The organism is Rufibacter sp. JT20002, assembly GCF_056491185.1.
The window spans coordinates 483,802-509,385 of record NZ_JBSZJY010000003.1; the positions used below are offsets into that span (position 1 = coordinate 483,802).

General features: G+C 49.7%; 18 protein-coding genes and 1 pseudogene. 6 read left to right on the forward strand and 13 right to left on the reverse strand.

Annotated elements, in window-relative coordinates; translation table 11 throughout:
* Positions 1 to 87 precede the first annotated feature (87 nt).
* Together ACW9SV_RS15975 and ACW9SV_RS15980 are read left to right on the forward strand one after the other, a co-directional pair.
* A complete protein-coding gene (locus ACW9SV_RS15975) occupies positions 88 to 1,107 on the forward strand; it encodes a sensor histidine kinase (RefSeq protein ID WP_479557759.1) in 1,020 nt (339 codons plus the stop codon).
* 149 nt (positions 1,108 to 1,256) lie between these two features.
* On the forward strand, positions 1,257 to 2,015 hold the full coding sequence (locus tag ACW9SV_RS15980) for a LytR/AlgR family response regulator transcription factor (protein WP_479557760.1): 759 nt from the start codon (positions 1,257 to 1,259) through the stop codon (positions 2,013 to 2,015).
* A 52-nt stretch (positions 2,016 to 2,067) separates the two neighbouring features.
* Here the strand turns inward: ACW9SV_RS15980 and ACW9SV_RS15985 are convergent, their stop codons facing one another.
* Complete coding sequence (locus tag ACW9SV_RS15985) at positions 2,068 to 3,828, reverse strand: T9SS type A sorting domain-containing protein (protein WP_479557761.1); 1,761 nt, start codon at positions 3,826 to 3,828, stop codon at positions 2,068 to 2,070.
* A 473-nt stretch (positions 3,829 to 4,301) separates the two neighbouring features.
* Between ACW9SV_RS15985 and ACW9SV_RS15990 the strand changes: the two genes are divergently transcribed.
* Together ACW9SV_RS15990 and ACW9SV_RS15995 are read left to right on the forward strand one after the other, a co-directional pair.
* A complete protein-coding gene (locus ACW9SV_RS15990) occupies positions 4,302 to 5,639 on the forward strand; it encodes a M16 family metallopeptidase (RefSeq protein ID WP_479557762.1) in 1,338 nt (445 codons plus the stop codon).
* A gap of 71 nt (positions 5,640 to 5,710) precedes the next feature.
* Positions 5,711 to 7,798, forward strand: coding sequence for an insulinase family protein (locus tag ACW9SV_RS15995; RefSeq protein WP_479557763.1), 2,088 nt, complete (start codon positions 5,711 to 5,713; stop codon positions 7,796 to 7,798).
* A 150-nt stretch (positions 7,799 to 7,948) separates the two neighbouring features.
* Here the strand turns inward: ACW9SV_RS15995 and ACW9SV_RS16000 are convergent, their stop codons facing one another.
* On the reverse strand, positions 7,949 to 9,067 hold the full coding sequence (locus ACW9SV_RS16000) for a T9SS type A sorting domain-containing protein (RefSeq protein ID WP_479557764.1): 1,119 nt from the start codon (positions 9,065 to 9,067) through the stop codon (positions 7,949 to 7,951).
* Between the two features lie 260 nt (positions 9,068 to 9,327).
* Here ACW9SV_RS16000 and ACW9SV_RS16005 point away from each other — a divergent pair, with 260 nt between their 5' ends.
* Entirely contained in the window at positions 9,328 to 10,734 is a 1,407-nt protein-coding gene (locus tag ACW9SV_RS16005; RefSeq protein WP_479557765.1) for a high affinity choline transporter 1, read from the forward strand.
* Between the two features lie 138 nt (positions 10,735 to 10,872).
* Positions 10,873 to 12,651 (forward strand): cellulase family glycosylhydrolase, encoded by a 1,779-nt coding sequence (locus ACW9SV_RS16010; protein ID WP_479557766.1) that lies wholly within the window; start codon positions 10,873 to 10,875, stop codon positions 12,649 to 12,651.
* A 169-nt stretch (positions 12,652 to 12,820) separates the two neighbouring features.
* Here ACW9SV_RS16010 and argH read toward each other — a convergent pair whose 3' ends face one another.
* The 11 genes and pseudogenes from argH to ACW9SV_RS16065 form a co-directional block, all read right to left on the reverse strand.
* Positions 12,821 to 14,152: an argininosuccinate lyase gene (gene argH / locus ACW9SV_RS16015; protein ID WP_479557767.1), complete on the reverse strand. Its 1,332-nt coding sequence runs from the start codon at positions 14,150 to 14,152 to the stop codon at positions 12,821 to 12,823.
* Position 14,153: 1 nt separating this feature from the next.
* The gene (locus ACW9SV_RS16020) at positions 14,154 to 15,218 is read right to left on the reverse strand and encodes a M20 family metallo-hydrolase (protein ID WP_479557768.1); all 1,065 of its coding nucleotides are present in this window, start codon (positions 15,216 to 15,218) and stop codon (positions 14,154 to 14,156) included.
* A 144-nt stretch (positions 15,219 to 15,362) separates the two neighbouring features.
* Positions 15,363 to 16,184, reverse strand: a complete 822-nt coding sequence (gene proC, locus ACW9SV_RS16025) for a pyrroline-5-carboxylate reductase (protein ID WP_479557769.1) — start codon at positions 16,182 to 16,184, stop codon at positions 15,363 to 15,365.
* A gap of 137 nt (positions 16,185 to 16,321) precedes the next feature.
* Complete coding sequence (argB, locus tag ACW9SV_RS16030) at positions 16,322 to 17,119, reverse strand: acetylglutamate kinase (protein ID WP_479557770.1); 798 nt, start codon at positions 17,117 to 17,119, stop codon at positions 16,322 to 16,324.
* A gap of 253 nt (positions 17,120 to 17,372) precedes the next feature.
* On the reverse strand, positions 17,373 to 18,329 hold the full coding sequence (locus tag ACW9SV_RS16035) for a Rossmann-fold NAD(P)-binding domain-containing protein (RefSeq protein ID WP_479557771.1): 957 nt from the start codon (positions 18,327 to 18,329) through the stop codon (positions 17,373 to 17,375).
* Positions 18,330 to 18,404: 75 nt separating this feature from the next.
* Positions 18,405 to 19,541: an aspartate aminotransferase family protein gene (locus tag ACW9SV_RS16040; protein ID WP_479557772.1), complete on the reverse strand. Its 1,137-nt coding sequence runs from the start codon at positions 19,539 to 19,541 to the stop codon at positions 18,405 to 18,407.
* A gap of 204 nt (positions 19,542 to 19,745) precedes the next feature.
* Positions 19,746 to 20,738, reverse strand: a complete 993-nt coding sequence (gene argC, locus ACW9SV_RS16045; protein ID WP_479557773.1) for an N-acetyl-gamma-glutamyl-phosphate reductase — start codon at positions 20,736 to 20,738, stop codon at positions 19,746 to 19,748.
* Positions 20,725 to 21,921 (reverse strand): argininosuccinate synthase, encoded by a 1,197-nt coding sequence (gene argG / locus ACW9SV_RS16050; RefSeq protein WP_479557774.1) that lies wholly within the window; start codon positions 21,919 to 21,921, stop codon positions 20,725 to 20,727. The genes argC and argG overlap by 14 nt, the downstream gene beginning before the upstream one ends.
* 133 nt (positions 21,922 to 22,054) lie before the next feature.
* Positions 22,055 to 22,594, reverse strand: a pseudogene (locus ACW9SV_RS16055) (GNAT family N-acetyltransferase); the annotation flags it as partial.
* 713 nt (positions 22,595 to 23,307) lie between these two features.
* Positions 23,308 to 23,991, reverse strand: a complete 684-nt coding sequence (locus tag ACW9SV_RS16060; protein WP_479557775.1) for a hypothetical protein — start codon at positions 23,989 to 23,991, stop codon at positions 23,308 to 23,310.
* 154 nt (positions 23,992 to 24,145) lie between these two features.
* The gene (locus ACW9SV_RS16065; protein ID WP_479557776.1) at positions 24,146 to 25,582 is read right to left on the reverse strand and encodes a RagB/SusD family nutrient uptake outer membrane protein; all 1,437 of its coding nucleotides are present in this window, start codon (positions 25,580 to 25,582) and stop codon (positions 24,146 to 24,148) included.
* Positions 25,583 to 25,584: the final 2 nt, after the last annotated feature.

The window sequence follows — 25,584 nt, forward strand, 5'->3', positions numbered from 1 at the left end:
GAAGCACGAAGCTTGGGTTGGCATCAGAAAACAGGGGGTTGGGATAAAAAAAGAGCGAGGCATGCGCGGGGAGCGTAGTTTTGAGGCATGAAGAAAAGCAGAAACCTTCTTTACCATTTGGCGGCGTGGGGCCTTTACATTGGGTATAGCTACCTGGAGCACTACCTGAGCCGACCTGGACCCTTCACCTGGATGCACCTGCTGTCGCTGACGTATTTTACCAGCCTGGCTCTTACCTTTTATTTCTGCTACTCTTTTGTGTACCCCAGGTTTCTGAAGCGGGAGAAAATAGCCCAGTTGCTGGCCTGCCTAGTCTTCGCCCCGTTTTTGTTTACGTTCACCCGCTACTTTCTGGAGGAGATGATGTACCCGGCGCTGTTTGGTTTCAGGAACTATGGGGTGAATACAACCTTCTCTTTTTACCTCACCGATAACCTGTTCAGGGCTTTTCCCATGATGGCCATCAGCGCGGTGGTCTGGAACGTGCAAGACGCCTTCAAAAAAGAAAAGGAAAACAAAATGCTGCGCACCGAGAAAACCCAGGCTGAACTGGCGTTCCTGAAATCACAGGTGAATCCGCATTTTCTCTACAACACGCTTAACTACATCTATGCCTTGGCGTACCCGGTGTCTGAGCAATTGGCCCAGGCGGTGCTGAAGCTCTCAGACATGATGCGCTACATGCTCTATGACAGCCCCGATGGGAAAGTGGAGCTCCAGAAAGAAGTAGATTACCTGCACAGCTTCATTGATATTTTCCGGCTACGGTTTGAAGACCGGTTCTTCGTGGACTTTACCGTGGCAGGAAACGTAGACGGACAGCGGGTGGCTTCGCTGGTGCTGATCCCGTTTGTGGAGAACGCCTTCAAGCACGGAGTGGTCAATGACCCCGCCAACCCGGTGCAGATTTACCTTCAGGTAATCGGGAAAGAGTTGTTGTTTGAAGTCAGTAACATGGTTAATCGGCAGCAGAAAGACCACAGCACAGGCATCGGATTGGTGAACATCAAACGACGTCTGGAACTGCTTTACCCCAACCAGCACCAACTGACGGTTGACACAGATGGAACAGTGCACCAGACCCAGCTAACGTTGCAGAACCTGTAAGGTCGTTTAAGACGCTTTTTCTGAAAACCGTGTCTTAAACGGTAGCTGCGGGTAAGCCATAGAAGGAAAGCGGCAAAACCATAAGTCACTTTTCCATTTCTTCTCTTCAAGACTTACCTTACTTCTAAATTCCTAAACTTTCATTACCCATGATCCGGTGTATTTGTGTGGATGACGAGGCGTACGCGTCTACCCTGTTGAAAGCGTACATCCAGAAAATTCCGTTTCTGGAGTTTGTGGGCAGTACCACCAGCCCCATTGAGGCCCTAGGTTGGGTCAGTGAAAGCCGCGCCGATTTGGTCTTTTTGGACATCCAGATGCCGGAGCTCACCGGTTTGCAGTTCCTCAAGCTTGCCGGCAACAAGTGCAAAGTTATATTGACCACCGCCTACCCCGAATATGCCCTGGAAGGTTACGAGCACGATGTGGTGGATTACCTGCTCAAGCCCATCGCCTTTGACCGTTTCTTGAAGGCCGTGCAGAAAGCTCAGGCTCTTTTGCAGCCAACACCTGTTATCGCTTCTGCCCTGCAGGCCCCCGCTGCGCCCGTGGTTCCTGGTCCAGCTACGGCTCCGGTGCACCCAGACTACATGTTTGTGAAAGGCGAGAGCAAAAACAAGTTCCTGCGCATCAACTACTCTGATATTCTTTTTATTGAAGGTCTTAAAAATTACGTTTCTCTGTACCTGCCACAGCAGCGCGTGGTTACCTACCAGACCCTGAGAGATCTGGAAGAGCAATTGCCCCAGCCGCCTTTTTACCGCGTGCACAAATCCTACATCATCTCCATTGATAAAGTGAGCATGGTAGACGGCCATACCCTATACATCCAAGACAAATCCATCCCCATTGGCGAGACTTACAGAGATGGCTTCTTTAAGTTGATCAGGGAGAAAGACCAAGGGTGAAATTTGGTTTCAGGCTTATTTTCTGAGAAACAGACCTAAACAGACCGCTTCCTTAATGTTTTACTACTATCCTCTGGATTACGGTACCCCGATCGGTTTGCAGGGAGAGCAGGTATAAACCATTGGGGAGGTTACTCACATCTAGTGTCCATTCCTCTGCTGATTTTTGAGGCAGCAGAGAAGCTATTGACTGGCCTACCGAATTGAATGCCTGTACCGTTCTTATTTTTTCTGTAGCTGGGAATTTTAGCCTCAGGATACTGGTAGCCGGATTAGGGTAAAAGCTGATCTGGTTCTGAATACCTTCCGCAGTGCTGGTTAAGGTGGTAGTACCCATTTCATTGGATGCCCGGCTACTACCTCCTTTGGGTTCATTGAAATCAGCGTAAATCCGGTAGCTGTACTTCTGGTTAAGGTCTAGGCCCTGCCCGTTATTGTTGTCTGTAAAAGAGGTGGCATATGCTGTCACGAAGTTCACCAGCGTAAAACCCGCTGAAGTAGGCATGCCTGCGTCACAGGAGTTGGGAGAAAAGGAGGATGGGTTTACTTTTCTGAAAATATAGATACGTCGGGCATTTGTACAGGAGTAGTTTTCCCAGGTAAGTCTAATTTTGTTGCCATCCTGGGGCACAGCGGAGAGAAGCACTGGTGGAGGCCCTAATACTCTTATCCTCCAGGGCTGCATAGCAGTTAACCTGGTTTCTCCAGAGGATGGCTGGTCCTCGGCTCTAAACACCACCTGATGGGGCTGCATGCTTATACCTTCACAACCGGGTTGCCATTCAAAGGCAAAGGTGGTATCGTTTCCAGCGTTGTTCAATGTTGCAGCTGGCAACATATGGCCTACTGCTTCTACCAAGGTAAGGTCTTTGTCTTGGTCGCTTACTTTCAGTATTCCGCGCAACAAAGTGCCTGCTGTAACACAGGTATCCTTGAGAGTAGTTAGGACTGGAATCTGGTTGCCACTTTCTCGTACAAAGATTTGCATGTCTCGCACTACTTGTCCAATTAACCTGCCGTTTCGCCATTCTTGTATGACAATGGCTGTGGCAAATTCACCCAACGCATTTGGGGTATTCCAAGTAAACTGCCCGGTATTTTGATCCAGAGCAACACCCCTTGGAGCACCCGCAGAAGAGGTACCCTGAAAGGTGTCAAGGTTGCGGTAACCAGGGGAAGTAATCGAGGAGGGGTCGCCGCATGGGTTCACCCCATTGCTGGTCTTTGTGGGCAGTAGTTTGTAGGAAAGACTATCGCCATCAGCATCAAATGCGGCAGGATTGTGGGCGAAAACTTGATGACGAACGGCAACATCTACGGGAGCATATTGTAAAACAGGTGAACGGTTTGCGCCCAAAAGCGGGTCTACAGTGAGCATGCTTTGCAGAAATAATGTCTGCTGTACAGAAGAGGACATATTCACCACCCCTCCATTCCGGTTTTCCCCCACAAACGTCACATGGAAGGTACCTGGTCCTGAGTAGATGTGCTCAAATTTGTAAACGTTTCTGAAGGATCTGTTCTGCCACTTGTTGATCTCCGTTCTAGACTCCCGGGCCACCCGTTGGCTTGTACAATCCCCAAAGAAGAGCGTGGCTTCTAAGTCTTCAAATGGCGGAGGGGCAACGCTGTAGGTTACCAGCGTAAAGAAAAACCGCAGGGGGTTACGGGCGGCAGTTGTATCACTCTTGTAATAGATTTCGGCGGCTCTTAGATGGGTAGCCTGTGTAGAATGACTTATAAGAGAAGCAACCGAAAATAAGAAGAGCAGCAGAAGGAACTTTGCCTTTGTGGGAAGTAAGGGAGTATTCATGAGGAAGGCTTTAGCCCTATTTGAATATGGTATTGGGTATGATGAGCGTATTTTTTGTTAATAATAATACAATTTCTTCATACTGCTATTCTAGGATGGTTACTTGAATAAGTAAAATTCAACAGATTGATTCTTTACTGCTTAGCAACGAATTGGTAAAAAGCATTGGTTCTCCCTTTCTGCTTTCAGGAAATAGACTGTTTAAGGGCTCTTTTTCCAAAAAAAGCGAGTAAACGCCTTAACGGGCCCTAAGGCACCCAAATAAATCTGAGCTTCTGGTGTGTTCCGCTGTAATAAAAGGCTTGCTTTTGCTACTAAGAATCCAGTAGGTCAAAGTGCCAGAACGGCGCCGTGCTCAACCTATCTTGCACTTGCCAAAAGAAAAAAGACTGTTTCCTGTAGCCACTCCAAAATAGCATCCTTCAAAAGCAGTCTAGATCCCTTTCATGATTTTTCCCAAACTTAAATCCAGTATGTTTTCAAAGAAGCATTTCTTCGCTGCGGCGGCAGCGGCCATGCTCTCCTCTACGGCTGCCCAGGCGCAAAAAGTAGAGTTCACAGAGTATGATTTACCCAACGGTTTACACGTGATCCTGCACCAGGACAAAACTGCCCCGGTGGTGGCGGTGTCAGTGATGTACCACGTGGGCTCTAAAAACGAACAAGTGGGCCGCTCTGGCTTCGCGCACTTCTTTGAGCACTTGCTGTTTGAAGGATCTGAGAATATCAAGCGCGGCGAGTTCATGAAGCTGGTGTCTAGCAATGGAGGCCAGAACAACGCAACCACCTCGCATGACCGCACCTTTTACTATGAGGTTTTTCCGTCTAACCAGTTGAAACTGGGCTTGTGGCTGGAAAGCGAGCGCATGCTTCACCCGGTGATTAATGAAATTGGCGTGAAAACCCAAAACGAGGTGGTGAAAGAAGAGAAACGCATGCGGATTGACAACCAACCGTACGGCCATTTCAGCAATGAGATCTTCAAGCGCCTGTTTACCAAGCACCCCTACCGGTGGCAGCCCATCGGGTCTATGGAAGACCTGGATGCCGCTAAGCTGGACGAGTTCAAGGCCTTTTTCAAGAAATATTACGTGCCAAACAACGCGGTGCTTTCCATTGCCGGAGACATTGACATTGCCCAGACAAAAGAACTGGTAAGCGCTTATTTCGGGGAGGTGCCCAAGGGAGCTCCTGTGGTGTACCAGAAAATAGAGGAAGCGCCTATCACTAAAATGGTGGTAGACACCGCCTATGATGCCAACATTCAGATTCCGGCTATCATGTCAGCGTACCGGGTGCCGGGTATGAGCAGCAAAGACTCCAAGACCATGGAAATGATTACCTCCATTCTGTCTGGGGGTGCCAGTTCTAGGTTATACAAGAAAATGGTGGATGAGAAAAAGAACGCCTTGCAGGTAGGGGCTTTCAACTTTGCACTGGAAGACTACGGGGCTTACATCACCTTTGCGTTGCCCAACAACAACACCCCTTTGAGCACGCTCTTGAAAGACGTGGATGACGAGATCCTGAAACTGCAGAACAACCTCATTTCTGAAGAAGATTACAAGAAGATCCAGAATCAGTTTGAGAACAACTACGTAACCTCCAACAGCAGCATGTTAGGCGTCGCCGAGAACCTGGCCAGCGGGTATACTTTCCATCACAAGAACACCAACAACGTGAACCAGGAACTGGAAAAGATCAGAAGCATCACGCGCCAGGATATTCAGGATGCCGCCAAAAAGTACCTGCAACCCAGTTCTAGAGTGGTGTTGTATTACTTACCGGCTCCGGCTAAATCGGCTAACTAATTCATAAACGCATTGACTTCTGCCCAGCCACCTCCCAGAGAAGGCTGCGCCAGTTCAACCAAGAATTCACCATGAAGAAATATATCTTAATTGCCGCCAGCGCCTTGTTGCTGTTCAACGCAGAGGCCCAGGTGAAAATAGACCGCTCCAATAAGCCAGCCGCGGGTCCGGCTCCGGTCATTACACTGCAAGACCCAGTTTCGTTTAAACTGAAGAACGGCATTACCGTGTTGGTGGTAGAAGACCACAAACTACCCCGCGTGTCGGCCAGCTATTTCATAGACGCCGGACCCATCACCGAAGGTTCTAAGGCCGGGGTCATGAGCCTGATGGGCCAAATGCTTAATGAAGGCACCAAAGACCTGACCAAAGCCCAGTTTGACGAAGCCGTGGACAGAATAGGGGCTGAGGTGAATTTAAATGCCGCCGGCGGAAGTGCCGCAGCCTTGACCCGCTATTTCAACGAGGCCTTCGCCTTGATGGGCAAGGGCCTGAAGAACCCCGCCTTTACGCAGGAGTCTTTTGACAAACTGAAGTCGCAGACCCTCACCGCTATGAAGAGCGATGAGAAGAACGTGAAGGCTGTCTCGGGCAGAGTGGTGAACGCGCTGGTGTACGGTAAAAACCACCCTAGCGGGGAGTTCGCCACCGAGGAAACCATCAAGAACCTGACCCTCGCCGATGTGCGGAACGCCTATTCCAACTACATTACCCCATCCAGAGGGTATCTCACCATTATTGGCGATATCAAACCCAAAGATGCCAAGTCCATTGCGGAAAAAGTGTTAGGTGACTTGAAGGGTCCTGCCTTGCCCGCCCCAACCTGGAACCAGGTGGCAAACCCCGCCCAAACCGAGATCAACGTAGTGGACATGCCTAATGCGGTGCAGTCTGAAATCACCGTGAACAGCTTGGGCGACCTGAAAATGAACCACCCCGATTATTTCGCGGCCTTGCTGGCGAACCAGATTCTGGGCGGCGGCTCTGAAAGCCGTCTTTTCAATAATCTGCGCGAGAAACACGGCTTTACGTACGGCGCTTATTCCAACATCGGGGCCGGAAGGTTCCAGAGCGACTTCTCGGCCTCTGCCTCGGTAAGAACCGCCAAGACCGACAGTGCCGTGGTGGAGTTCCTAAACGAGATCAATGCCCTGCGTACCCAGAAAGTGTCTGATGAGGAACTGGCCAGCGCCAAGGCCTTGTACAACGGTTCTTTTGCCCTGGGCTTGGAAAACAAAGGCCGCACTGCCGCCTTCGCTCGCAACATTTTGATTAACGACCTGCCCAAAGACTTTTACCGTACCTACCTGCAGAAAATCAATGCGGTGACCAAAGAAGACATCCAGCGGGTGGCGCAGAAGTACTTCAACAGTACCAACACCCGCGTGGTAGTAGTGGGCAACGCCTCTCAGATGCAGGAAGGCTTAAAGAAGCTGAACTACCCGGTGAAACAGTTTGACACGTTCGCGAACCCTGTTACAGCCGGGGCCACTTCGGCGGTGACGACCAATGTGAAAGCCTCTGAGGTGTTCAGCAATTACCTGAAAGCCTTGGGCGGCGTAGCCGAACTGAAGAAAGTGAAATCCATTGCTGCCGCCATGAACCTGCAGATGCAAGGCGCCAACCTGAACGCCGAGGTGAAAATGATGGCTCCCAACTTGCAGGCCATGACCATGACGATGGGTGGAAACCCCGTGGTTAAAACCAGATTCAACGGTACTACTGGGTACCAGGAGCAGATGGGCCAGAAGCAAGCCATGACCCCTGAGGAAATCAAGGAGAAGAAGGTTCTTTCCAGCATCTTTGAGCAAATGGATTACCTCAATAACCCCGCGTTTAAATCTGAGGTGAAAGGCCTGGAGAAAGTAAACGGGTCAGACGCCTATAAAGTGGTGATTACTTACCCAACAGGTAAAACCAAGACTGAGTATTATGATTTGGCCAGCAAACTGTTGGTGAAAACCGAAGACGCCACCACAGCCAACAACATGACCATCAGCAACACCATGGAGTACGCCGATTACAAAAAAGTAGGTGGTATCCTGTTCCCGTACACCCAGACGTTAACCGTATCTGCCGGTGGCCAGCAACAGGTTATGGAGATGAAAGCTCAATCCGTAAAGGTAAACGAAGGCGTAACCGCCGCCGATTTTAACTAAGAACCTATTACGTTTCAACAGAAAGGGGGCTACCCAACTTGGGCGGCTCCCTTTCTTTTTGTATTTGCTTTAAGAGGAAAACAGCTAACAGAAAAGCTACGGACCTTCTGTTTTTAAGCAGTTTTCTTAAAATAAGACCTTAAACAGACTTTATCTTTTTACGATGAATTTCTGGACCATTTTACCCTGCGCGGCTTTAAGGTGCAGCAGGTAAAAGCCCTCCTTGAGGTTCTCTACATTAAAAGCCCATCCTTCCTTCGTTCTTACAGGAGTTGGCAGTTGGATAAGCGTTCCAACGGAAGTATACACCAAGGCTTCACGCAGTTGTAAATAGGAAGGTACCTTTAGGAGCAGGGTTGAAGTAGCTGGGTTAGGGTAGGTGATCACCTGCTTTTGCCACTCTTCAGAAGTACCGGTGACAATGGGGGCTTCCTGCACCACAAGTTGCCTGTCACGGACAATTTTGCCAATAAGCCTACCATTGCGCCACTCCTCCACCACCATCGCCACTGCGTATTCCCCCAGAACTCCTGGCGTATTCCAGGTCAATAGACCAGTGCTTTGGTTCAGGGTAACTCCGGCTGGGCTTCTGGAATCCAAAATTCCGGGAAAGTTCTCTAAACCTCTGTACCCGGGTGAGTTTGTGCTGATGGGGATGCTGCAGGCATTCTGGCCGTTGCTTGTTTGGGGTGACACCAGTTTGTAGGAGAGGCTATCGCCGTCGGCATCAAAGCCCGAAGGGTTGTGGGTGAACACCTGATTGCGCAAGGCCAGGTCAACCGGGGGAGTCCTTAGGACGGGCGATCGGTTCAGGCCCAGCAAAGGGTCTGCTACCAGAGTGCTCTGCAAAAGAATATAAGGTTGAACCGAGCCAGGAAGATTGACAGAGATGTTTCTGCCGGAGGCAACATACGTGATATTATAAGTGCCCGGTCCCGAATAAGTGTGCTCAAACTGGTACGTATTCTTGAAGGTGCCCCCCACTTGTGAATTTGGGACCAACACTCTTGATGAACGGGCCACCGTCTGGTTGGTACAGTCCCCGAAGTGAAGGGTAGCCTCCAAGTCTTCAAAGGGCGGAGGAGCCACCGAGTAGGTAACCAGCGTGATAAAGAATTTCAAGGGGTTGCGGGCAGCAGTGGTATCGCTTTTATAGTACAACTCCCCGGCCCGTAAATGGGTGGCCTGCGCCGAGAAGGAAGAGAATAAAATAAGTAAAAATGGGAATAATAGATTTCTGGCTTTCTGTAGGGGTAGGGGAGGTTGCATACAGCTATAAATTAGTAGAGGTTAGATATACAGGATCAAATTTGGTATTTAATTGATAATGAAAGTAAGTTATTAAATAATACGCAATTAGCTAAGGAGAAGAGGTTGAGAATGCATTAAATCTCTCGGCGTTTTTGAAGATGTATTTCTCTTGGCAAAACGGAGGAAGTGGAGCTGGGAAACAAGCGAAATAGGCTATCTTGCTTATTGGTTTTAAACCCGTTTCCTGAAAACAGCCGCCAAACGGAAATTGCCTTTCTATGCTCATCTTTTTCGTTCTTCTGTACCTGGTACTCAACGTGCTGCTTGGGCTCTGGGCCGCCCGCCGCGTGCACAATACCTCAGACTTTATGTTGGCCGGCCGAGCATTGCCGTTGCCCATGGCCACGGCCGTAGTGTTTGCCACTTGGTTTGGCTCCGAAACCATTCTGGGGGCCTCGGCCGAGGTGGCCGAAGATGGCTTGATAGGCATGGTGGAAGACCCTTTGGGTGCCGCGCTATGTTTGGTGTTGGTGGGCCTGTTCTTCGCCAGAAAGCTGTACCGCATGAACCTGCTCACCTTCGGGGATTTCTACCGCGTCAAATTTGGCCGCACCACCGAGATCATTGCTTCGTTCTGCCTGGTTATTTCCTACTTCGGCTGGGTAGCCGCGCAGATGGTGGCGCTGGGTATTTCGTTTAACCTGCTGCTGGGCACTACGCTGGTTCAGGGCATTTTGATCGGGAGTTTTCTGGTGGTGCTTTACACCTACTTTGGCGGCATGTGGAGCGTGAGCGTGACAGATTATCTGCAAACCATCATGATCATCCTGGGGCTGCTCATTGTGACCTGGTGGGTCATGCGCGAGAAGTCCTTCTCAGAAGTAACCGCCACGCTTCCTCCCAATTTTTACAAAATCACGCCCAAAACGGGTACTTCGTTCTCCGGTTGGCTCAACTACCTCGCGCTTTGGATGACCATCGGGCTGGGCTCCATTCCGCAGCAGGATGTGTTCCAGCGGGTCATGTCGTCTAAATCTGAAAAGGTGGCCATCAATGCTTCTTTGCTGGCCGCCTTGCTGTACGTGACGGTGGCTCTGCTGCCCTTAATTCTGGCGCTGTATGCCAAGGTGCTGCACCCGCATTTGCTCAATAACGATGCCCAGATGTTGGTGCCCAGCCTCATCTTAGGTTCCAGCCCCATGGTGATCAAAGTGCTGTTCTTCGGGGCGCTGATCTCCGCTATTATCAGTACCGCCAGTGGCGCTATTTTGGCCCCCGCCTCTATCCTGAGCGAGAACCTGCTGCGTCCTTTTTTCAAAGACATCACCGATAAAAAACTGCTGGCTTTGTCCAGAGGCAGCGTCTTGATTGTGTCGGTGATTTCGCTGGGCTTTGCCCTGTCCCGCAACAACATCCATGAACTGGTGAGCGAGTCCTCGGCGTTGAGTCTGGTGAGTCTGCTGGTGCCTTTGGTGGCCGGCATATACCTGAAGAAAGCCTCGGCCACTGCCGCTATTCTGTCCATGGTGGTGGGCATGGGCGCCTGGCTTTTCTGCCGGATAGCGGGCACCGAGGTGGAGCCGATGTGGTACGGCTTGCTCGGAAGTGTACTTGGGTATGTGCTAGGCGGGCTACTGGGCAAAGAAACGGTACAGGAATCTGAAGAAAGGCCGGTTCATTTTTAAGCCGATTTCCCTAAAAGAGGTTAAAAACAATGTGGATTTGGCTGGCCGTTTCTCATCAGAAGCTTCCGCGGAAATGCGATTATCCAAAAGATTGATATATTGGCAGGAAGCTGAACTCCCCTAACACCTGTGATATCTATGCACCCACGTACCTGTTCCTTGCCCAAGCTTTTCATGGTCTTATGTTGCCTCTCGTTTTTCTTCCTTGGGGAGATCCAGGCCCAGGGCTTTCTCCGCGCCGAAGGCAAGCAGATTGTGAACGGACAGAACCAGCCGGTCATTCTGCGCGGTATGGGCTTGGGGGGCTGGATGCTACAAGAAGGCTACATGCTCAGAACCGCCGAGTTTGCCGGCCAGCAGCATCGCATCAAAGCGAAGATGGAGGAACTGATCGGTCCGGAGCGCACGCAGGGATTCTACAACGCCTGGCTGCAGAACCACACCCGCAAGATCGACATTGATTCTATGGCCGCCTGGGGCTTCAACTCGGTGCGCCTGCCCATGCACTTCAACCTGTACACTTTGCCCGTGGAGCAGGAGCCGGTGGCGGGGCAGAACACTTGGCTGGAGAAAGGTTTTCAGATGACCGATAGCCTCCTGCAGTGGTGCAAAGCCAACCGCATGTACCTCATCCTGGACCTGCACGCCGCCCCCGGCGGACAAGGCAACGACAACAACATCTCGGACCGCGATCCTGCCAAACCCTCACTGTGGGACAGCGAGGCGAACAAACAGAAGACCATCGCGCTGTGGCGCAAACTTGCCGAGCGCTACAAAGACGAGCCCTGGATAGGCGCCTACGACATCATCAACGAGCCCAACTGGGGTTTCCAGAGCAAGGAAGACAAAAACGGCTGCGCCGAGAAAGACAACGCCCCGCTGCGGCAACTGATGATGGACATCACTAAAGCCATCCGGGAAGTAGACCAACGGCACCTGATTTTCATTGAAGGCAACTGCTGGGGCAACAACTACAACGGCGTACTGCCAGTTTGGGACAAGAACATGGGCCTCAGCTTCCACAAATACTGGAATTACAACGATCTGAGCGCCATTAAAGGATGGCTGGACTTGCGCGACCAGCACAATGTGCCCATCTGGCTGGGCGAGACCGGCGAGAACTCCAACGTGTGGTTCCGGCAGGCGATTGAGCTGGTGGAAGGGCAGGGCATCGGCTGGGCCTGGTGGCCGCTCAAAAAACTGGGCTTCAACAACCCATTGGAAGTGCCGATGACGCCCGGCTACCAGAAACTGCTGACCTACTGGCACGGCAAAGGCCCCAAACCATCCGCCGATGAAGCCTACGCCGCCCTGATGGAACTAACCGAGAACCTGAAATTGGAGAACAACCTCTACCACCCCGATGTAATCGATGCCATGTTCCGCCAGGTGAAATCAACTGAAACGGTTCCGTTCGGGAACTACAGTTTCGTCAAGAAACTGACCATCCCCGCCGTGAATTATGACCTGGGCCGAAACGGGTTCGCGTACCTGGACAAAGACACCGCCAACTACTACATCTCCACTGGCGGCCCCCGCACGCACTGGAACCGCGGCACCACGTACCGCAACGACGGCGTAGACATTGCCCAGGACAGCATTTCGGAGAAGTTTTTCGTGAACCATATAGAAACCGGCGAGTGGCTGCAATACACCACCGCCTTCGAGGAAAACAAAGCAACTACGGGCACGCTTAAGCTGTTGGTTGCCTCTGATACCAACAAAAGTAAACTTACCCTCACCGTGAACGGAGACGTGGTGAAAGCTGGCATGGGCATCCCCAACACCTGCGGCCCTAAGAAATGGAAATCCGTCTCCCTAAAGAATATTCCGCTGAAACCCGGTAAGAACGTTTTCAGAATAATTGCCGAACAAGGCGGTTTTCAGCTGCAGTCCCTAGAGATTAGCGTGAGGTAAAGTAGGCTGTTTCGAGGCTAATTTGTAGAGATCAGGCCAAAACAAAAACGTAGCGGTGTAACACCGTTACGCCGTATTGGCTATCAAAGAAAAGGCCTCACAGGTTTTGAAAACCTGTGAGGTTTACTACGCTTTTAGCCTGTTTTCACCAAAACGTGCCGAAAACGGATCAAGCCAATAACTCAGTAATGGCCTTGTCCACTTTCTCAAACTGGAAGCCGCTCAATACCACGTCCATCAACGCTTTAATCTCTGCTGTGCACAAATTGCCAATGCTGCCTTCATGCGTGTGATTTACAGTTTCTGGCCGTTCAAATTCGCCTTTCTCAATAGCCAATCCCACGTTCTTATATGCATCCCGGAACGGCACGCCGTTGAGAACTTGATTGTTTACCACTTCCACGCTGAAGAGGTACTGGTACTTTTCATCTTTTAAGATATCCTCGTTTAGCTTCAAATGCGGTAGCATGAACGTCATCATCTCCAGGCAATTCCGAATCTCGCCAAAGGCCGGGAAGAAGCTTTCTTTGAGCAACTGTAGTTCGCGGTGATAACCGGAGGGCAGATTGCCGAGGAGCATCTGAATCTCAGTAGGTAGGGCTTGCAAGCGGTTGCATTTGCCACGCATGATTTCAAACACATCGGGGTTTTTCTTGTGCGGCATGATGCTGGAACCGGTCGTCAGTTCATCGGGCAGGGTCACGAAGGCGAAGTTCTGGCTCATGTACAGGCACACGTCCATGGCCATGCGGCTGAGGGTGCTGGCAATGGAAGCCAAGCCCATGCTCACGCTGCGCTCGGTCTTGCCCCTGCCCATCTGTGCGTACACCACGTTGTAGTTCAGCGCCTCAAAGCCCAGTAAATCCGTGGTCATCTGGCGGTTGAGCGGGAACGAGCTACCGTACCCAGCCGCCGAGCCCAGCGGATTCTTGTTACTAATTTTATAAGCCGCTTGTAGAATTTGCAGGTCATCTACCAGGCTTTCGGCATACGCACCAAACCACAACCCGAACGAAGAAGGCATGGCTACCTGTAAGTGCGTGTAACCCGGTAACAAAATGTGCTTATTCTTTTCGCTGAGTTCCTGCAAGGTGTTGAACAGCGTGTGCACCGCCTCTACCGTTTCGCGGATTTCATGGCGGATGAACAGCTTGAGGTCTAGTAACACCTGGTCGTTACGGGAACGGCCGCTGTGAATTTTCTTGCCAGCTTCGCCTAATCTGCGGGTTAACAACAGCTCTACCTGCGAGTGCACGTCTTCCACACCGGGCTCAATCTCAAATTCACCACGTTCAATGCTCTTGTAAATCTCCTTGAGTTCGCGCTGCACGGCAGTTAGGTCTTCTGGCTCCATCAGCCCGATGCTCTCCAGCATGCGCGTGTGTGCCAGGGAGCCCAGCACATCAAAAGGGGCTAGTTGTAAGTCCATTTGGGCGTCTTTGCCTACGGTGAACTTCTCTACATTTTGCGCGACGGAGGTTTCTTTCTGCCAGAGTTTCATGCTAAGCGGTAATAACAGGAGTCAATAATTGTATGTACAGGGCAATGCCCTCTTCTAATTCTGAAAGGTAAATGTATTCGTCGGCGGTATGCGAACGTGCCGAGTCGCCCGGGCCCACCTTCACCGACGGGATGTTCAGCAGGGCCTGGTCTGAGGTGGTAGGGGAGCCGTACAGGTTCCGACCCAGCTTGAAGCCCGACTGCACAATGGGGTGGTTCTGGTCAATGGACGAGGGCCGCAAACGCGTGGACCTTGGCGTCACCTCACTTTTTACGTGCTCCCGAATGATGCTTAACACTTCTTCAGGCTGGTAGGCATCGGTCATACGCACATCCACGGTGAATTTGCATTGGTCCGGCACTACGTTGTGCTGCGATCCCGCCTGAATGATGGTCACGCTCATTTTGATTGGCCCCAAGAAGCTAGACTCTTTCGGGAAACGGAACGTACGGAACCACTCTATATCTGGTAATGCTTCATAAATAGCGTTTACGCCTTCTTCGCGAGCAGCATGGCCACCTTGTCCGTGCGCGACGCAGTCCAACACCATCAAACCTTTTTCAGCAACGGCCAGGTGCATCTGGGTAGGTTCACCTACAATGGCAAACTCCACTTCGCCTAATTCCTGATACACTAGCTCAATGCCGTTTCTTCCTGAGATTTCTTCCTCGGCCGTAGCCGCCAGCACTAGGTTATAAGTCAAATCCTGCCGCTCATAAAAGTGCAGGAACGTAGCGATGAGCGACACTAAGCAACCTCCCGCGTCATTGCTGCCCAACCCAATGAGTTTGCCGTCTTGCACCGTAGGCGTGAACGGATCAAAGGTCCAACTGGGGTGCGGCTTCACAGTATCATGGTGCGAGTTCAGCAGCACCGTAGGCATGGCTGGATTGTAATGTTTATTAAACGCCCAGACATTGTTCTCGGTGCGGTGAATCTCCACCCCTCTGGCCTGCAAAAACTGCGCAATCGCCTCCGCCGTTCCTGCCTCTTCCCGGCTAAAAGATTGGATGGAGATGAGTTGCTGGAGCAGGTTGAGAGCTTCTTGGTATAAGGTGCTATTCATGTAAGGGTTACGCTACTAGATAGTTCCCCTTGAAGGGGAGTAGGGGGGTACATCTGCTGATTCAAGCATTACTGATTTTAACTTATTTTATGATAAACAAGCCAAAATCAGCAATGCGTGTAGAGACCATGCACCGCCTAGTCTCTACTTTTCGTCAGTGTACAGCTTTTGTGCTTTCTCCGCAGAGGTACGGATGCCTTTGATCATAGCAGAGCTGAACCCGTTGTGTTCCATTTCGTTTAGACCAGCAATAGTACAGCCTTTAGGGGAAGTCACTTTGTCAATCTCGTTCTCTGGGTGACTTCCAAAATGCAATAGCAAGGAGGCGGCGCCTTTGGCAGTTTGAGCAGCCATACGCAAGGCATCACCTGCATGGAAACCAATTTCGGTACCGCCTTGGGCTGCCGCACGGATAGAACGCAGAAAGAAGGCAATTCCGCAAGCCACCAGCGCCGTAGCCGAGGACATCAGTTCCTCCTCAATTTCCACGGTTTCGCCAACGGCAGAGAAGATGTCTTTTACAAGGGTCATGTTCTCAGCAGAAGCGTTCTTGCTGGCAATACAGGTCATGGATTCTTGGATAGCAATAGCAGTGTTAGGCATGGCGCGCACCACTTCCACTACTTTACCAATACGAGTTATAATATCCGTCACGGCCACGCCAGTCACAATAGAGATGAACAGATGGCGGCTCGGGTCGATGCTTTCGGAGATGTTGTCCAATACGCTGTCCAGTTGCTGCGGTAGGATGCTCAAAACCACAATGTCGGCCTCGGATACGGCTAAGGCATTGTTGCTGGAGGCGCGGTACCCCTGCTCCACCATTGCGTCTAATAGCTTAATATTACGACGGGTAAGGGTGATGTCCTCAGCGCGGTATTTACCGGAGGCTACCATGCCTTTGGCCAGCGCAATGCCCATATTGCCGCCGCCCAGAATGGCTATTTTCTTGTACTGTTCACTCATGGTTCTTATATGTTTTACGCCGGTGATTTGCTGTGAATCAAGTTTTTACTTCTGCAAGAAAACAGATAAAGGAATAACTGCCGTTGTTTTCAGCCTCTTTTCATTAAAACAGCCAGAAAACAGATATCCTTATTTGGCTACAGCGTAATCTTAGTACCCGCTACTTCACTAGCGGCAAAGGATTGGATTTCGCCTGCGTGCCCAATGATAACCGCATTTACGCCTGCTTGTAGGGCAGAAAAAGCGTTGTCCAGTTTAGGAAGCATACCCGCGAAGATGGCTCCTTGCTCTTTCAGCTCAGCGTAGTTATCTGGTTGCAGATGGTGAATCACGCTGTTTTCATCTTTCACATCCAGCAGCACGCCTTTCTTCTCAAAGAGGTAAATCAGGTTCACTTCAAACTGGCGGCTCAGGGCTACCGCCAGGGTAGAGGCAATGGTATCAGCGTTAGTATTGAGCATGTTGCCTTGTCCGTCATGCGTGAGCGCTGCAAAAACCGGAGTCAAGCCCTGTTCTGCTAAAGAGGCCAGGAAGGTGACATTCACCTGCTCGGGGCTTTCCACATCACCTACAAAGCCGTAATCAACGTCTTTGACGGGGCGTTTCTGGGCGGGAATGACGTTGGCATCTGCGCCGGTGAGACCGAGGGAATTGCAGCCGCGGGCCTGCAGTTGCGCCACCAGGTTCTTGTTCAGCAGTCCGCCGTAGACCATGGTGACCACGCGCAGAGTATCAGCATCAGTGATGCGGCGGCCGTTTACCATGTTAGGTTCAATGCCCAGTTGCTTGCTTAGCTCTGATGCGATTTTCCCGCCGCCATGCACCAGCACTTTCGGACCTTGTACCGAGGCAAAATCAGTAAGGAATTGCTCCAGTTGCGCCGGGTTGTCCAGCACATTTCCCCCTATTTTAATGACGTTGATTTTGGTAGTCACTAGATGTTAGACGTTAGATACTAGACTTGCTCAAATTATTTAGTCATCCTGCAAGGACCTTGTGGGCTAATTTGGAAAGCGGTGGCTAAGAACTTTACTTTCATTTTGGCCCATATTCTAGAAATCAACCTTAAAAGAGGGGCTTCACTTTTAGCAACGGCTTATCTGGTTCGCCAACAAGATTCTTCCAGAATGATAAGAAGATAGAGGGACCTCACAAGTTTTCAATACCTGTGAGGTCTTTGCAGTTTTGTTACTGTATACCTTCTAAAAGACGCTTCAACACCACTTGGGCAGCAAACTCACGGTTGGCGGCAGTGTTCACCACTAGTGAATTTGGACCGTCCAGGATTTCATCACTCAACTCCACGTTACGGCGAACTGGCAGGCAGTGCATCACTTTGGCGTTGTTGGTGTTGGCCAAGTGCTGGTTGGTAAGCATCCAGCTAGCGTCTTGCGTGAGCACCTCGCCATACTTGGGCTGGTAGGTAGACCAGTTCTTCACGTAAATAAAATCGGCGCCTTCCAGGGCCTCTTGCTGGTTGTAAGTGATGGTGGCGCCATTGGTGAACTGCGGGTCCAGTTCGTAGCCCTCGGGATGAGTGATCACAAAATCCATATCCGCCGCGCACATCCACTCGGCAAAAGAGTTAGGAACGGCCTGTGGTAACGCTTTTATATGAGGAGCCCAGGTTAATACCACTTTTGGGCGACGGCCTTGAGGCGCATGTTCCGTGATGGTAATAAGATCAGCAAGGCTCTGCAGCGGGTGACGCGTGGCAGATTCTAAGCTCACAAACGGCACATTGGCGTATTGGATGAACTTCTTTAGGATCTCCTCAGAGTAATCTTCCTCTACGTTCTGCAGCTTCGGGAAAGAGCGCATGCCTAGCACATCGCAGTACTGACCCATGACGGCAGCGGCGTCTTTGATGTGCTCCACGGTGGTGCCGTTCATTATAGCACCGTCCTGGGTTTCCAGCGCCCAGCCTTCCTGCCCCATGTTCATCACCATCACGTTCATGCCCAAACTCTGCGCCGCTTTCTGCGTGCTGAGGCGCGTCCGTAAACTAGGATTCAGGAAGATGAGACCAAGTGTTTTATGTCTGCCTAGGCTCTCATGAGCGTAGGGGTGCTGCTTCAACACCAGCGCTTCCCGCACCAGTGACTCTAAATCTTCTACGTCGTGAACGGAAGTGAATTGCTTCATCTTTTTATGGGATCAAGTATCGCGTACTGGGTAGCACGACACCGGTTTTACATACATCTAAAATCGTGAGACGAGCTACGCGCTACGTGATACAAGCGCAGCAAACGCCTCTAAGAATCTATCCAGCTCGGCCTGTGTTACATTTAGGGCGGGCAGAATACGGATGGTGTTTTTGTTGGAGGCGGAGCCGGTGAAGATGCGGTACTCGTCCAGCAAGGCTTTCCGGAGGGGGGCGCAAGGGTTTTCCAGCTCAATGCCTACCATTAAGCCTTGGCCACGCACTTCGCGCACGCCGGGAATGGCTTTGGCTTTCTCCATGAGGTACTCGCCCATGTTGGCGGCGTTCTCTACCAGGTTTTCCTGCTCCATCACTTCCAGAACCGCCAAAGCAGCAGCGCAGGCCAGGTAATTGCCCCCAAAGGTGGTGCCCAGCATGCCATGCTTAGCTGGGATCTCAGGGGAAATTAACACACCCGCTACCGGGAAACCGTTGCCCATACCTTTGGCGATGGTGATCAAATCGGGTTTGATGCCCGAGTGCTGGTGCGCGAAGAACTTGCCCGAACGTCCGTAACCCGACTGAATCTCGTCCAGGATCAGCAACGAGCCGTATTTCTTGGCTAGTTTTTCCAAATCCTGCAGAAACTGCGTGGTAGGGATGTTCACACCGCCCACACCTTGGATGCCTTCCACAATAATGGCGGCTACCTCGTTGGTGGCTAAGGCTTCTTCCACAGCGGCAGAATCGTTGAACGGCAGGAAGAAGATGTTCTCGGTTTCGTTCACCGGGGCCACAATGCTGCGGTCATCGGTGGCTGCTACTACCGCTGAGGTTCTGCCGTGAAAAGACTTGCTGAAAGAAATCACTTTCTTACGGCCGGTATGGAACGAGGTCAGTTTCAGGGCATTCTCGTTCGCCTCGGCACCTGAGTTAATCAGGAACAATTGGTAATCATCGTAGCCGCTTAGCTTGCCTAATTTATCTGCCAGTTTCTGCTGCTGCGGAATTTTAACTGAGTTGGAGTAAAAGCCCATGTTGTTCAGCTGCTCAGTCAGGCGCTTCACATAATGCGGATGGCTGTGACCAATGGAAATTACGGCATGGCCGCCGTACAAATCTAGGTATTCAGTACCGTTCTCGTCCCAAAGCTTGGAGCCGAGGGCGCGTACGGGGGTTATATCAAAGAGAGGATAAACGTCAAAGAGATTCATAGGTGGTAGCACGTATTACGACTCGCGTAACACGATTTCTGTTTTTGTCTATTTTTATGAAAACAGCTTGAAAATGGCTAATTCTGACTTTTATCTATTCCGCTGGCGCGAGCCTCCGGCTCGTGTCTGCGCGCATTTTGGGTAACTTTTACTGTCAGAACTAAATCAGCGGCGCTTACGGCCACTCGCCTCAGCACTGAGGTTCTAAAACCCGATGGCCTTCAACTGTAAGCCAGCCCTTTCGTCCAGTCCGAACAGTAGGTTCATGTTCTGCACTGCTTGGCCCGAGGCACCTTTCAGCAGGTTGTCAATCATACTGGTGATGACTAACTGGTCTTCGTGCTTCTCTAGATACAGGAGGCACTTGTTCGTGTTCACCACTTGTTTCAAGTCAGGGTTCTTGTCTGTTACCAGCGTGTAAGGGTGGCCCTCGTAGAATTGCCTATACAATTGCTGCGCTTCCTCCAAGCTTAGGTCTGAGCGTAAATACGTGGTGCACATGATGCCCCGGCTGAAATTACCGCGGTACGGCACAAAGCGGATGGCTGTATCTAAGTCTGATTGCAGTGATTGCAGACTTTCAGTAATCTCATACAGGTGTTGGTGCCCGAACACTTTGTAGCTGGAGATATTGTTATTGCGCCAGCTGAAGTGCGAAGTCTCAGCCAATTTCTGACCAGCACCGGTAGAACCTGTAATACCGCTTACGTGTACTTCCTGCGGCAAAGAACCATTCTGAGCAAGCGGCAGCAGGGCTAATTGAATTGCCGTAGCAAAGCAGCCTGGATTTGCTATGTTGTCCGCAGTTTTAATTTGCTCACGATTCAGCTCCGGTAAACCATATATAAACTGACGATTACCAGAAGTAGACTTCGCTGTTAAGCGAAAATCCTGGCTCAGGTCAATAATCTTTACTGTCTCTGGAATAGGATTAGCTTCTAAGAACTTCTTAGCATCGCCGTGTCCTACGCAAAGGAAGAGAACGTTTACATCAGTGCCCAGTTCTTTGGTAAAGACCAAATCAGTGTCACCCAGCAGGTCGGTGTGGGTGTCGGTGACAGGTTTGCCGGCCTGGCTGTTGCTGTGTACGAAGCTGATTTCCGCGTTCGGGTGGTGCATCAGTAGCCGAAGCAGTTCACCACCGGTGTAGCCTGCTCCGCCTACTATGCCCACTTTTTTAAGATTACTCTGCGCCATCTTCGCCGTTGATTAAGCGGTACATCATGGTCTGATTCCCGAAGATTCTAGAGAAGCCTTTCACGTCTTCGCCGGTCCAGGCATTGTTCATTTCGCCGTAAGAACCAAATTTAGAAGACATGAGGTCATGATCAGACTCAATACCTTCTATTTGGAAACGGTACGAGGCCAGCCAAACGTGTACTTTACCTGTCACGGTTTTCTGCGTATCCGTCAGGAACGTCTCGATGTTGCGCATGGTGGGGTCCAGGAACTGACCTTCGTGCATCCAGTTACCGTACCAAGTAGCCAAACTGTCTTTCCAGTACAACTGCCACTTGGTTAAGGTATGTTTCTCCAGCGCATGGTGCGCCTTGATGATAACCATCGGTGCCGCTGCCTCAAAGCCTACACGGCCTTTAATCCCGATGATAGTATCACCCACGTGAATGTCACGACCAATAGCGAACCCACCGGCAATCTCCTGCAGCTTCTGGATGACATGCACAGGGTTCTCAAACATTTCATCGTTCAATCCAACAGGCTCACCGTTTTTGAAGTGCAGCGTGATACGCTCTGGCGTTTCTTTAGAAAGCTGAGTAGGGTAAGCAGATTCTGGCAATGCCTGGTGAGAAGTCAACGTCTCCTTACCCCCCACCGAAGTACCCCAGATGCCTTTGTTGACAGAGTACTGCGCCTTCTGGAAGTCCATCTCCACGCCACGCTCTTTCAGGTAAGCAATCTCCTCTTCGCGAGAAAGTTTAAGGTCACGGATGGGAGTTATAATTTGTACGTTTGGCACCAAAATATTGAACACCATGTCAAACCGTACCTGGTCATTACCAGCGCCGGTGCTGCCGTGCGCTACCGCTTCGGCGCCAATCTCCTGGGCGTACTTAGCAATGGCTACCGCCTGTGAGATACGCTCCGCACTCACCGATAGTGGATACGTGTTGTTTTTCAGGACATTGCCGAAGATGAGGTACTTCAGGCAAGACTGGTAGTAGTTATCGGTTTCGTCTAAGGTTACGTGGTGGGCCACGCCCAAATTCTCGGCCCTTCGGGCAATCTCGGCTAACTCCTCTTCAGAGAAGCCGCCGGTATTTACGATGGCCGAATAGATTTCATAACCTTGTTCCAGCAGGTACTTCACACAGAAAGATGTGTCTAAGCCGCCACTGAACGCGAGAACTACTTTTTTCATGTTGGTAATGAGTGATTGAGAGATGAATGATTGAGAGAATAGTTTTAATGAGTGATTGAGAGATGGAGTGAATGAGTGATTAAAACAATATTCACCCATTCACTCCATCTCTCAATTACTCATTGTCCTTAGGCGGAACAAACAGCATAGCCGTGCAGAGGCAGTTGCTGCGGTTTTTGGCCGTAAGAATGTCAAAGTTGACGCAACTGCGGCAGCCTTTCCAGAACTCCTCGTCATCGGTTAGTTCTGAATAGGTCACAGGGCGGTACCCCAGGTCTGAGTTGATCTTCATCACCGCCAAGGCAGTAGTAAGGCCGAAGATTTTCGCCTCAGGGTATTTGGTGCGCGACAGTTCAAACACCTTCTGCTTGATGCGTTTAGCCAAACCGCTTTTGCGTAGGTGCGGCGAGACAATCAGGCCCGAGTTGGCCACGTACTCGCCGTGACCCCATGTTTCAATGTAGCAGAACCCAGACCAGTTGCCCTCGGCATCAAACGCGATCACCGCTTTGCCTTCCCGCATCTTCTGGGCCACGTAGTCTGGGGAGCGTTTCGCAATACCGGTGCCGCGGGCTTTCGCCGAGGATTCCATTTCATCACAAATCTGCTGCGCAAAGGGGGTGTGCTCCTCAGTAGCCACCACTACTGTGAAAGCGTTATTAGAAGTTTCCATGGAAGGAACAGATGCAATAGGCTGCAACGCTACAGCCGAAGCGTATGTACGCATCGCTATATGTTTGTTAAAAAATAAAAGAAAAAAGGGGTACTGCTACCAACCTAAGAGTTGGTATACAGAGATGCATCCGGGTTGGTTGTAGATCACAACCTGCGCCGGTGGCCTAGCGCCTGGATCGGGTAAGGTAAAGGGGGTGACAAAAAACTGTTCTGGGCAGAACAGAAAAAAGCGCACTCCTCAAAACGGAGCGTTTTACCGTTGCCACAACAACTGATAAAAGCGACTTTTTATTCATTGATTTATGATAATATAAAAAATGTAGAGCTTCTATTTGAAAGCTTCTGCAAAGATTCTACATAAAAAATGAAAATACCAAAAGTTTGGTTCATTTCTTAAGGATAATTTATTGCATGGCTAGAGGGATCAGCCAAATTATAGGGCTATTGTGACCAGAAGAGAGGGTTTAGGGGTTCTTTTTAAGAAAATGCCCTTAAAACAGATCAGGCGGGAGGATTGTGAGAAGCTTGTTAGTCTTGTTAGAAACAGTCTACTTGTCTTAGTGCACTAATATTTAGAGTAAAGGGGATTAAGTATCGAGCCAGGTAGATCAGAGAGGATTGTTTTTCTCCGATTTACCTGGCTCGGTTATATGCCTGCATTCATGCACAAGAAGAGCAGTTTTTAGAAAGGTTGCTCAGGAGGCGATGCCTTTAAATGGTGTTATAATAATTGAAAAGTTGAACTAAATCTTTCTCGTTTTTCAGGTTTAGTTTATTTGAGGAGATGTAGGTTTTCAGCTTGTCTTTTTGGTTGCCTAAGGCTGATAGAACAGACTTTTCATCATTCTTTATTTTGGTAATCTCATCGCCTTTTTTGATGTGATAGGTCGTGATCTGTACAAATTTCTTGGTGACAGTAGCAGAGTTGTAAGCGCTTTCCTGACGTACCACTTTGAAGTCCCTTTTAAGCAAACTAACCGGCCCAGTGGTTAATACTTCGTAAAATTCATTAGGCTGTGTTTTGCTTTCGGAGGAGGTTCCTTTGATAAACGTCTTTGTCTCTTCCACTACATTGTTAGGGGAGTAATTGATGCTGAATTCGGTAACAGGTTGTAAAGGTTCAAGAATAATTCCCTGCTTGTTTTTGAAAAGCAGAAGACCCTCTACCATTTCATATTTCAAGTCAATGTCTTTGTAGGCGGTTCCGTCTGCAAGTTTCACCGTTCCTTTGCTCCAATTATCTGATAGGTAAGGTGAGCCTTCCACGTTCACATATTGGTTTACCTTAATAGGTTTGCCGTTCACTTCTTCCAAATAAACATTTTGCGCGTTTGTTTTCAACGGAATCCAAGCTGAAAGAAGTAAGATAAATATGGTGGTTTTAATTGGTTTCATAATGGTTAGAATGGTGGAATAACAACTTTATTATACCTAAAACGGGTGATATATTGAAGCTATTGCAACGCTTAGATTAGCTTATTTTGATCTAGTTAAAAATAAAGCCCTTAGAATCTTCTAAGGGCTTTATTTTTAACTAGATCAAAAAGGTTTACCAACCCGGATTTGGCTCAATGTTAGGGTTAGAGGTAAGTTCGGTACGTGGAATAGGAAGAACCCTTTTGGTATCAGTGTACTCTACTGTTTGTGGAGCTCTTCTTCTTCCCGTAATAGGTAGTTTTAACCTGTTAAGGGTTGCAAAGCGGTCTCCTTCAAACGCAAGTTCTCTTCTGCGCTCCAAAATGATGTCATCCAATAATTGAGTACCTGTAGAGGCGTAAACCAATTTTGGAGAATCATCTTCATTCTTGCCATATCTTTCAACTGCTAAAGCATTCAGGTACTCCAAGGCTAATGGCTCATTACCCACACGGTAGGCTGCTTCAGAGGCAATTAGATATACTTCAGACATCCGGATTACCACCTTATCATCAATATCACCGGCAACGGCATTGTACTTATTGACAATGTAAGCAGGGTTGTCCGTTACGGTGTTACCAGATCTTCTAATACCAACAGTGATCAGTTCTCTTCTTATATCATTTGCCGCATATGAATTATACAAACTTGGAGTAGCCAAGTTCTGGCCATAACCTGTTTGGTTGAAGTAGTATGCGTACTCATCAACCCCGTTGTTTTCAGTTTGCGTAGCTGATACTTCAAACAAAGACTCAACATCAAGTTTAGTGGCGTCGGTTTCTTCCCAGTAGTCCAGAACAGAACCGTATGGCAACAACTCTCTGCCACTCTCATTGATTACTTCCTCAGCTTGTTGCAAGGCTAAATCATTGGCACCTTTGTACAGGTTAACCTCTGCTTGTAATGCTCTGGCAGCATATTTGGACATACGCACATTGCCTTCTTCCAAGGTCATCAAGGTATAGGCCTTATCAAGATCAGATAAGATTTGGGCGTATACTTCTGCTACCGTATTTCTCTTTGGCAAAGCATTGTATTCAAAAGGAGTCAATACAATAGGAACCCCCAGGTGCGAAGCATTAGGAGTGTCATTGTATGGTCTTGCAAAATGGCGCACTAAATCAAAGTACAACAACGCCCTAACCGCATATGCCTCACCTTTGTATTGGTTCACGGCTTCTTCATCGGTAACGGTTGGTGTTGAGTTGATAATAGAGTTAGTTCTATTGATCACATCATAAGCACCAGACCAGAATTCAGTTACTTCACCATTGTTGTTTAAGAAGTTGTAGCTAGAAAAGCCCGTGAAATACCCTGAGTTTGCTTGAGATACATACAAGTTATCTGCCAGCATATCTCCTATAATAGGAATGTTCAGGGCATACAGGTTAACTGACGCTAATCCGGCATAAGCTCCTCTCAACGCACTCAGTACATCATTATCAGTCCGAAGGGCTTCCCCAGTGTTAATTTGGGTAGAAGGGGACTCATCTAGAAAGTCATCGCAAGAGCTGAATGTGCCAACGGACATTAAGCCTGCTAAAAGGAATATCTTATAATTATTTTTCATTT

What these genes read in the sequence shown, in the direction of transcription:
- ACW9SV_RS16020 (WP_479557768.1), bottom strand. Translation starts at nt 15,218, where the DNA reads ATGAATAGCACCTTATACCAAGAAGCTCTCAACCTGCTCCAGCAACTC.
- ACW9SV_RS16000 (WP_479557764.1), bottom strand. Translation starts at nt 9,067, where the DNA reads ATGCAACCTCCCCTACCCCTACAGAAAGCCAGAAATCTATTATTCCCA.
- ACW9SV_RS15990 (WP_479557762.1), top strand. Translation starts at nt 4,302, where the DNA reads ATGTTTTCAAAGAAGCATTTCTTCGCTGCGGCGGCAGCGGCCATGCTC.
- ACW9SV_RS15980 (WP_479557760.1), top strand. Translation starts at nt 1,257, where the DNA reads ATGATCCGGTGTATTTGTGTGGATGACGAGGCGTACGCGTCTACCCTG.
- ACW9SV_RS15985 (WP_479557761.1), bottom strand. Translation starts at nt 3,828, where the DNA reads ATGAATACTCCCTTACTTCCCACAAAGGCAAAGTTCCTTCTGCTGCTC.
- argC (WP_479557773.1), bottom strand. Translation starts at nt 20,738, where the DNA reads ATGGCGCAGAGTAATCTTAAAAAAGTGGGCATAGTAGGCGGAGCAGGC.
- proC (WP_479557769.1), bottom strand. Translation starts at nt 16,184, where the DNA reads ATGAGTGAACAGTACAAGAAAATAGCCATTCTGGGCGGCGGCAATATG.
- ACW9SV_RS15975 (WP_479557759.1), top strand. Translation starts at nt 88, where the DNA reads ATGAAGAAAAGCAGAAACCTTCTTTACCATTTGGCGGCGTGGGGCCTT.
- ACW9SV_RS16005 (WP_479557765.1), top strand. Translation starts at nt 9,328, where the DNA reads ATGCTCATCTTTTTCGTTCTTCTGTACCTGGTACTCAACGTGCTGCTT.
- ACW9SV_RS16060 (WP_479557775.1), bottom strand. Translation starts at nt 23,991, where the DNA reads ATGAAACCAATTAAAACCACCATATTTATCTTACTTCTTTCAGCTTGG.
- ACW9SV_RS16010 (WP_479557766.1), top strand. Translation starts at nt 10,873, where the DNA reads ATGCACCCACGTACCTGTTCCTTGCCCAAGCTTTTCATGGTCTTATGT.
- ACW9SV_RS16040 (WP_479557772.1), bottom strand. Translation starts at nt 19,541, where the DNA reads ATGAATCTCTTTGACGTTTATCCTCTCTTTGATATAACCCCCGTACGC.
- argG (WP_479557774.1), bottom strand. Translation starts at nt 21,921, where the DNA reads ATGAAAAAAGTAGTTCTCGCGTTCAGTGGCGGCTTAGACACATCTTTC.
- ACW9SV_RS16035 (WP_479557771.1), bottom strand. Translation starts at nt 18,329, where the DNA reads ATGAAGCAATTCACTTCCGTTCACGACGTAGAAGATTTAGAGTCACTG.
- argH (WP_479557767.1), bottom strand. Translation starts at nt 14,152, where the DNA reads ATGAAACTCTGGCAGAAAGAAACCTCCGTCGCGCAAAATGTAGAGAAG.
- ACW9SV_RS15995 (WP_479557763.1), top strand. Translation starts at nt 5,711, where the DNA reads ATGAAGAAATATATCTTAATTGCCGCCAGCGCCTTGTTGCTGTTCAAC.
- ACW9SV_RS16065 (WP_479557776.1), bottom strand. Translation starts at nt 25,582, where the DNA reads ATGAAAAATAATTATAAGATATTCCTTTTAGCAGGCTTAATGTCCGTT.